This is a genomic window from Pseudomonas sp. Irchel s3b2 (genome assembly GCF_900187445.1).
In the GTDB taxonomy this organism is placed as follows: Bacteria; Pseudomonadota; Gammaproteobacteria; order Pseudomonadales; family Pseudomonadaceae; genus Aquipseudomonas.
Genome location: NZ_FYEB01000013.1, coordinates 160,642 through 168,431, shown reverse-complemented (window position 1 = coordinate 168,431; position 7,790 = coordinate 160,642). Strand labels below are relative to the sequence as shown.

At 56.7% G+C, this 7,790-nt stretch carries 9 protein-coding genes; 7 read left to right on the top strand and 2 right to left on the bottom strand.

Translation table 11 applies throughout. The features are described from left to right. The 5 genes from CKW20_RS29995 to CKW20_RS23100 form a co-directional block, all read left to right on the top strand. Positions 1 to 89 (top strand): hypothetical protein (locus CKW20_RS29995; RefSeq protein WP_256585110.1); only part of this gene is annotated, 89 nt, incomplete at its 5' end. A gap of 15 nt (positions 90 to 104) precedes the next feature. Next, positions 105 to 461, top strand: a complete 357-nt coding sequence (locus CKW20_RS23115; protein ID WP_095054960.1) for an NAD(P) transhydrogenase subunit alpha — start codon at positions 105 to 107, stop codon at positions 459 to 461. Continuing rightward, positions 458 to 1,894: an NAD(P)(+) transhydrogenase (Re/Si-specific) subunit beta gene (locus CKW20_RS23110; protein WP_095054959.1), complete on the top strand. Its 1,437-nt coding sequence runs from the start codon at positions 458 to 460 to the stop codon at positions 1,892 to 1,894. The genes CKW20_RS23115 and CKW20_RS23110 overlap by 4 nt, the downstream gene beginning before the upstream one ends. A gap of 156 nt (positions 1,895 to 2,050) precedes the next feature. Further along, positions 2,051 to 2,287: a transposase gene (locus CKW20_RS29365; RefSeq protein ID WP_141228978.1), complete on the top strand. Its 237-nt coding sequence runs from the start codon at positions 2,051 to 2,053 to the stop codon at positions 2,285 to 2,287. An 85-nt stretch (positions 2,288 to 2,372) separates the two neighbouring features. Next, positions 2,373 to 3,938 carry a BCCT family transporter gene (locus tag CKW20_RS23100; RefSeq protein ID WP_095054957.1) on the top strand — a complete coding sequence of 522 codons (1,566 nt, stop codon included), beginning with the start codon at positions 2,373 to 2,375 and terminating at the stop codon, positions 3,936 to 3,938. Between the two features lie 187 nt (positions 3,939 to 4,125). Here CKW20_RS23100 and CKW20_RS23095 read toward each other — a convergent pair whose 3' ends face one another. Continuing rightward, positions 4,126 to 4,566, bottom strand: coding sequence for a CBS domain-containing protein (locus CKW20_RS23095; protein WP_095054956.1), 441 nt, complete (start codon positions 4,564 to 4,566; stop codon positions 4,126 to 4,128). A gap of 100 nt (positions 4,567 to 4,666) precedes the next feature. Then, a complete protein-coding gene (locus CKW20_RS23090) occupies positions 4,667 to 5,674 on the bottom strand; it encodes an AraC family transcriptional regulator (RefSeq protein ID WP_095054955.1) in 1,008 nt (335 codons plus the stop codon). Between the two features lie 240 nt (positions 5,675 to 5,914). Here CKW20_RS23090 and antA point away from each other — a divergent pair, with 240 nt between their 5' ends. Both antA and antB read left to right on the top strand, forming a co-directional pair. Then, the gene (antA, locus tag CKW20_RS23085; RefSeq protein WP_095054954.1) at positions 5,915 to 7,300 is read left to right on the top strand and encodes an anthranilate 1,2-dioxygenase large subunit; all 1,386 of its coding nucleotides are present in this window, start codon (positions 5,915 to 5,917) and stop codon (positions 7,298 to 7,300) included. A gap of 1 nt (position 7,301) precedes the next feature. Next, positions 7,302 to 7,790 carry an anthranilate 1,2-dioxygenase small subunit gene (antB, locus tag CKW20_RS23080; protein ID WP_095054953.1) on the top strand — a complete coding sequence of 163 codons (489 nt, stop codon included), beginning with the start codon at positions 7,302 to 7,304 and terminating at the stop codon, positions 7,788 to 7,790.

Below are 7,790 nucleotides of genomic sequence, written 5' to 3'. Positions count from 1 at the left end.
AAGGCCAGTTTGAAGTGAACCTCGAAGACGACATCGTCGCCGCGTGCCTGATGTGCCGCGACGGCCAAGTCATCCGCAAAAACGCCTAAGCAGGGATTCAGACGATGGAAGAGCTTATCTCCCCCGGCATCTACAACCTGATCATCTTCGTGCTGGCGATTTATGTCGGTTATCACGTGGTGTGGAACGTGACACCTGCACTGCACACGCCGTTGATGGCGGTGACCAACGCCATTTCGGCGATCGTGATCGTCGGCGCCATGCTGGCGGCAGCGTTGACCGTGACCCCACTGGGCAAGACCATGGGCACACTGGCGGTGGCGCTGGCGCTGGCGGCCGTGAACGTATTCGGTGGTTTCCTCGTGACTCGCAGAATGCTTGAGATGTTCAAGAAAAAAGCGGCACCTACGAAAGCTCCGATGACCAAGGCAGCAGTCCCTGTCGAGGTGCAAAAAGCATGAGCATGAACCTGGTTACCTCCCTGTATTTAATCGCATCGATCTGCTTCATCCAGGCCCTCAAAGGCCTGTCGCACCCCACCACTTCGCGGCGCGGCAATGTCTACGGCATGCTCGGCATGGCGTTGGCGATCCTCACTACGGTCGGCTTGGTCTACAAACTCGGCACCGAGCTGGCTACAGCGGGCATCGGCTATGTCATCGTGGGTCTGTTGGTCGGCGGCACCGCCGGCTCGATCATGGCCAAGCGCGTTGAAATGACCAAGATGCCGGAACTGGTCGCTTTCATGCACAGCATGATCGGTATGGCCGCCGTGTTCATTGCCATCGCGGCGGTGGTCGAACCGCAATCCTTGGGCATCGTTAAACAGCTGGGGGATTCGATTCCGGCGGGCAACCGTCTGGAGTTGTTCCTCGGCGCGGCCATCGGTGCAATCACCTTCTCCGGTTCGGTGATTGCGTTCGGCAAGCTGTCAGGCAAGTACAAGTTCCGGTTGTTCCAGGGCGCACCGGTACAGTTCGCTGGTCAACACAAATTGAACCTGGTGTTGGGCCTGGCGACCTTGGGCCTGGGCATCATGTTCACACTGACCGGCAACTTCGGCGCTTTCGCCCTGATGCTGGCCCTGGCCTTCGTGATGGGCGTGCTGATCATCATCCCGATCGGCGGGGCCGACATGCCCGTCGTGGTGTCTATGCTCAACAGCTACTCCGGCTGGGCCGCGGCGGGTATCGGTTTCTCGCTGAACAACTCGATGCTGATCATCGCCGGTTCGCTGGTGGGTTCAAGCGGTGCGATCCTCTCGTACATCATGTGCAAGGCGATGAACCGTTCGTTCTTCAACGTGATCCTCGGCGGTTTCGGCGGCGCAGCCGATGTGGCTGGTCCTGCCGGTTCCAAGGAAGCGCGCCCGGTGAAGTCCGGCTCGTCCGACGATGCTGCGTTCCTGCTGACCAACGCCGATAGCGTGATCATCGTGCCCGGCTATGGCCTGGCGGTGGCGCGCGCCCAACACTCGCTGATGGAGCTGGCGGAGAAGCTGACTCACCTTGGCGTCACCGTGAAGTTCGCCATTCACCCGGTTGCCGGGCGCATGCCGGGGCACATGAACGTCCTGCTGGCCGAGGCCGAAGTGCCTTACGAACAAGTGTTCGAGATGGACGACATCAACTCCGAGTTCGGTCAGACCGACGTGGTGCTGGTGCTGGGCGCCAACGACGTGGTCAACCCGGCAGCGAAGAACGACCCGAAATCGCCGATTGCCGGCATGCCGATTCTCGAGGCCTATAAAGCCAAGACCATCATCGTCAACAAGCGCTCGATGGCCAGCGGCTATGCCGGTCTGGACAACGAACTGTTCTATCTGGACAAGACCATGATGGTGTTTGGCGACGCCAAGAAAGTCATCGAAGACATGGTCAAAGCGGTCGACTAAACCTGCTTCAGCTCCCCAACTGGGGTTAATGAGATGATCCCCCCCACATCCTGCGAGGGCTACGCTTTCGCAGGATGTTTTGTTTTCGCAAGCATTATCGTGAGCCGCTGAATGCTTCATGCCAGACGATCAGAGGGTTAGCGCGATAGTCGCTAAATGTTCATGCGCTCCACCGGCAAGGACACCATTTATAGCCTCAACAAACGGTTCGCCATACGCCAACGAACCTCTTACTCCAAGCCTTTCAAAGCCCAAGTTGTCCAGGAATGCCTGCAACCAGATGCCTCCGTGGCCAGCGTCGCACTGAGCCACAGCCTGAGTTTTCTTCGGCCACACGCTTGTACTACTGACACAGCTGTCGTGATCGGACCAGTGGAAATCGTCTATGCGTAAGCCGCAGATCACTTGGCGAGCGACCATAAGGGGCAATAGCTATCGCCCGTCGCAGCGGGCTCCACACCTTACTGGAGGAGGGAGTATGCAAAAAACACCTGAGTCACCCATCGACAAAGTCGTTTTCTGGGTGGCTGCCGTGATTTCAGCCTCGTTCGTCGCCTGGGGGGCGCTCTTGCCCAAGGCCATGGCGACGACGTTGCAGACGCTGCTGGACACCATCATCGACGAGTTCGGTTGGAGCTTTGTCATCTCCACCGTGTTTTTCTTGGGCTTCGCGCTGTTCCTGGCCTTCGGCCGTTTCGGCCGAATCACGCTGGGCAAGGACGGGGAGCAACCCGAATTCAGCACTTCATCGTGGATCGCGATGATGTTCAGCGTCGGCATGGGCATCGGGCTGATGTTCTGGGGTGTGGCCGAGCCGATTACGCACTTTGCGACGCCACCGCACGGACTGGCGCAGCCGCACTCCAGGGAAGCCGCCAAGCTGGCCATGCAGTACGCCTACTTCCACTGGGCGTTCCACCCTTGGGCGATCTACGCCATCGTCGGTCTGGTTATTGCCTACTTCTCGTTCCGCAAGGGGCTGCCGAATCTGATATCCAGCGCCTTTACGCCGCTGATCGGCGAGGCAGGTGTGCGCGGGCCATTGGGTAAATCGATCGACGTGCTGGCGGTTCTGGCCACTCTTTTCGGCACCGCCACCTCGCTCGGCCTGGGCGCGCAGCAAATCAACAGCGGCCTGAACTACCTGTGGCATACCGGCGAATCGACTAGCATTGCTTTGACGATCATCGCGGTGATGACGGTGCTCTTCATCCTCTCCGCAGTATCCGGCGTGGGCAAGGGGGTGCAGTTCCTGAGCAACGTCAACATGGTGATTGCAGCGCTGCTATTGCTGTTCCTGGCGGCAGTGGGCCCCAGCGTGTTCATCGTGAATATGCTGGTCGCGTCGCTGGGCGAATACATCCGTGAGTTGGTGCCGATGTCATTTCGCACCGCGGCCTTCAGTGACGGCAAGTGGCTCGCCGGTTGGACCATCTTCTACTGGGCCTGGTGGATCTCCTGGGCGCCGTTCGTGGGCACCTTCATCGCGCGAATTTCCCGCGGGCGCACCATTCGCGAGTTCGTCGTCTGCGTTATCTTCATTCCCAGTGGGGTGACGATGGTGTGGTTCTCGATCATGGGCGGCGCGGCCCTGTACTCGGAGTTGGCAGGCGTCGGTGGCATCGCCGCCGTAGTGAATGACCAGGGGCCGGCAGTGGCGCTCTTCGCGCTGCTGGCTCAGTATCCCGCCGCGACGCTGACCTCGTTTGCGGCCATGGTGCTGGTTGGCGTGTTCTTCATCTCGGGGGCCGACGCGGGCTCCATCGTCATGGGCATGCTGTGCGCCCGCGGCAATCTGGAGCCGCCGCGCTGGCTGGTGGTGCTGTGGGGTACGTTGGCCGGAGCGGCGGCCTCGGTGCTGCTGGTGATGGGCGGACTGGGTGGGCTGCAGACCGCGGCCATCATCGTCGCCGCACCGTTCCTGTTAGTGATGATTGGGATGTGCGTGTCGCTGTGGAAGGCCCTGCTGGATGATCTGCAGTTTAGCGAGGCGCGTGAGCAGGATGACGTCGCCAGCGATCCAGAGCGTGCCGCTTCGGATTGAAGATTTCATGTCGCGCGAGCCGAGGCGGTGCTGCTTGTAGAGCAGGAATGCCTTCCTCGACCTCGCTGTCAGGTTTTCCCTTAAGTGCGCGCCACACCGAGACATTCGGTAGTCGAAGAGCCTGCGGCGGGCATGAACTTTGCGCAGGGGTTGAGCGGCGATTGCCAGGTCGGCGCGCCCGATGTCTTCAATGCCCGCGGATGTAGCTTTCCAATTGATGAATGAGGTCGGCTTGTTCTGCAATAGCAGCCTTCACCAGATCACCAATTGATAGCAAACCAAGCAATTCTTCGTTTTCCACGACTGGCAGATGACGAAGATGACTATCGGTCATAATGCCCATGCAATCCTCAATGCTCTGCCGAGTGTCTACCGTTATGACGGGAAAACTCATGATGTCCCTCACGGCAGTACCCGCCGAGGCGCGGCCCTGCAGTACCATCTTCCGTGCATAGTCTCGCTCACTGACAATACCGATAACACGCCCATTCTCTACGACAGGAAGAGCACCGATGTTTCGCTCGGCCATAACCCTGATCGCTTCCAACACCATTTGACCGGGTGCAACGGTGTGAACTTTTTGATTATGCACAGGCTTTAAACACAGCAACTGGGTAACTGTTTTCATGACAATCCTCTCTTATTTTATTTGAATACAAGCGCCTGCTAAACAGCCAGGGATCTTTCACCCCGCACTTTCAATAAATGCTTAGCGTCAAGTTTCTACCTCAATGACTGCGACTTTGCTCAACCGTCTTCGATGGAACTTCCAAGAACATTTTTTTGTAGTCGGATGAGAAACGTCCCAGATGATTGAATCCCCATCGCATCGCTACCGCCGTGATATTTTCATTACAACCACCCTCCAGCAGCGCCTGCCTGACCGCTTCCAGCCGGAATCGCTTCAAATACAAAGCGGGGGAAATACCGAAGTACTTCTTGAAGTCCTCAGCCAGTTTGAAGCGCGATACGCCGGCCGCCCGACTGATATCATCCAGATTCAGTTCCTCGCTGGCATTTTCATGCATGAACTGCTTGGCCTTCAACAAATACGTAGGGCAGCGTGTTTGCGCACCACCCTCCAATTCATTTGAATAATTATTGGGCTGCGACAAAATCAAACCTTTTATCAAGGCCCGTTCAATATCACGAACAATGGAAACATGACCAAAAAAGTTTCGCCCCTGATCCAACTCCATCAGCAGATATTTTACTAACCGCCACCATGCGGCGGAAGCTCCCTGATTGGTACTTATCCGTGTTTCGAAGACAATCGGTTGTTCGGCGGACCGCTGTAGTAACTCCTCCAATACCTGACGCATTGCTACACACTTGATCGCCACCTGTATCTTTCGGCAGTTACCGGCAATGGTGAGTTCTTGCTGATCGTAGGGCGACACAATAAGTCCGTTACTGCTATCGGACATCAAACAACCATTTGGCTTTCGCAGTTCCTGTTGCCCGCTGATGGGAAGACTGATGCTGTAACTGCTGAGTACCGACGCATCAATATCGATAGTGACATCGGTACCGTATTCGATATACCCAATCACCGTAGACATCGACTTCAGGACGTTTCCGTCGTGCTGAAAATGAAGACGTTGAGGAGAAGAGGTCTTTAGTTCGTGGGGGCCGCAAATGTTCTCCATCCAGGCCTGCGCACTCTGCAGGTCATGACGTACCGCATGGATGTCTTGAAATTCAGCATCAGCCCGAGCATGAGTTTGCAGATTCATCACAGCACCACAAGGGTTACAGATTAGTTGTAACCATACTTTTTGCCCCCACACGCCCGCTATCCACATAGTGCAAAAACAATCAAAAAAACGCGGAAAGAAGCTTGCCTGCGCAGCGCTCACCCAAATCGATCCCCGTCCCCAAGAAACGGACAGATATCGCTTCGAATCCGGATAGCTGCACTGCACAGAAAGGCTTTCAATCGGGTTGTGCCTAAAACTACAAAAAGGGTGTACCTGATGAACAGCACTAGAAGCATTACACAGTGGCAAGACTACATTCAGGGCTGCCTGGATTTCCGGCCGGCTGAAGGCATCTATCGTATCGCCCGTGACATGTTCACAGAGCCGGAATTGTTCGACCTGGAGATGGAGTTGATCTTCGAAAAGAACTGGATCTACGCCTGCCACGAGAGCGAAATCGCGAATCCCAATGACTTCCTGACGATGCGCGCAGGTCGTCAGCCAATGATCATCACCCGGGATGGAAACAATCAGCTCCACGCGCTGATCAACGCTTGCCAGCACCGGGGCGCGACGCTGACTCGCGTCAGCAAAGGTAACCAGTCAACCTTCACCTGCCCGTTCCATGCCTGGTGTTACAAAAGTGACGGCCGCCTGGTCAAGGTCAAGGCACCAGGGGAGTACCCGGAAGGCTTCGACAAGGCAACCCGCGGCCTGAAGAAAGCCCGGATCGAGAGCTACAAGGGCTTCGTCTTCATCAGTCTGGACGTCAACGGCAGCGACTCGCTGGAAGACTACCTCGGTGATGCCAAAGTGTTCTTCGACATGATGGTCGCGCAGTCTCCCACTGGCGAGCTGGAGATACTGCCCGGCAAGTCGACCTATAGCTACGACGGCAACTGGAAACTGCAGCACGAAAATGGTCTGGACGGTTATCACGTCAGCACAGTGCACTACAACTATGTCTCCACGGTACAGCATCGCCAGCAAGTCAATGCCGCTAATGGCGGCGGCTCCGACACACTGGACTACAGCAAACTGGGCGCCGGCGACGCCGAAACCGACGACGGCTGGTTCTCGTTCAAGAATGGTCACAGCCTCTTGTTCAGCGACATGCCCAACCCGGCAGTACGCGCCGGTTATGCCACCGTCATGCCGCGTCTGGTGGAAGAGTACGGCCAGCAGCAAGCTGAGTGGATGATGCACCGTCTGCGCAACCTCAACATTTACCCAAGCCTGTTCTTCATGGATCAGATCAGCTCGCAGCTGCGTATCGTGCGCCCGGTGGCCTGGAACAAGACAGAGATCACCAGCCAATGCATCGGCGTGAAAGGTGAGTCCGACGCAGATCGGGAAAACCGGATTCGTCAGTTCGAGGACTTCTTCAACGTTTCAGGCATGGGAACCCCCGACGACCTGGTGGAATTTCGTGAAGCCCAGCGCGGGTTTCAGGCACGCCTTGAGCGCTGGAACGAAGTATCCCGCGGCAGTGAAAAATGGGTTGAAGGCCCCACACCCAACAGCGAGGTTCTGGGCATCAACCCGGTATTGACCGGTACCGAGTTCACCCATGAGGGGCTCTACATTAATCAGCACGGTTCCTGGCAGCGCTTCCTTCTGCAAGGCCTGGAACAAAAAGCCCTGAAGTTGAAGGAGGTGTGAAATGAGCGCACTACAACATTCCGTCGAGCAGTTCCTTTACCGTAAATCCGAGCTGTGTGATCAGCAGGATTGGGACGCCTACATCGCCCTCTTCGATGAGCAGAGTGAGTTCCATCTGCCGCAGTGGGAGTCGGAGCATGTGTACACCACCGATCCCAAGCGCAGCATGTCGTTGATTTACTACTCGAACCGGTCTGGCCTTGAAGACCGGGTGTTTCGCCTGCGCACCGGTAAGTCGGCGGCCTCAAACCCGATGCCGCGCACCCTGCATCAAATCAGCAACGTGCGAATCAAGGAACTCGATCATGGCTTGCTTGAAGTCAAGGCAGCCTGGGTCACGCTTTACACTCGTCAAGGATTGTCCGAGCAGTTTTACGGCCATGTGACCTACCACCTTAAAGCGGTCGCAGACAGCTGGAAGATCACTCGCAAGCACATCGTGTTGCTCAATGACACGATCAATTCTGTGCTTGATTTCTATCACCTGTGA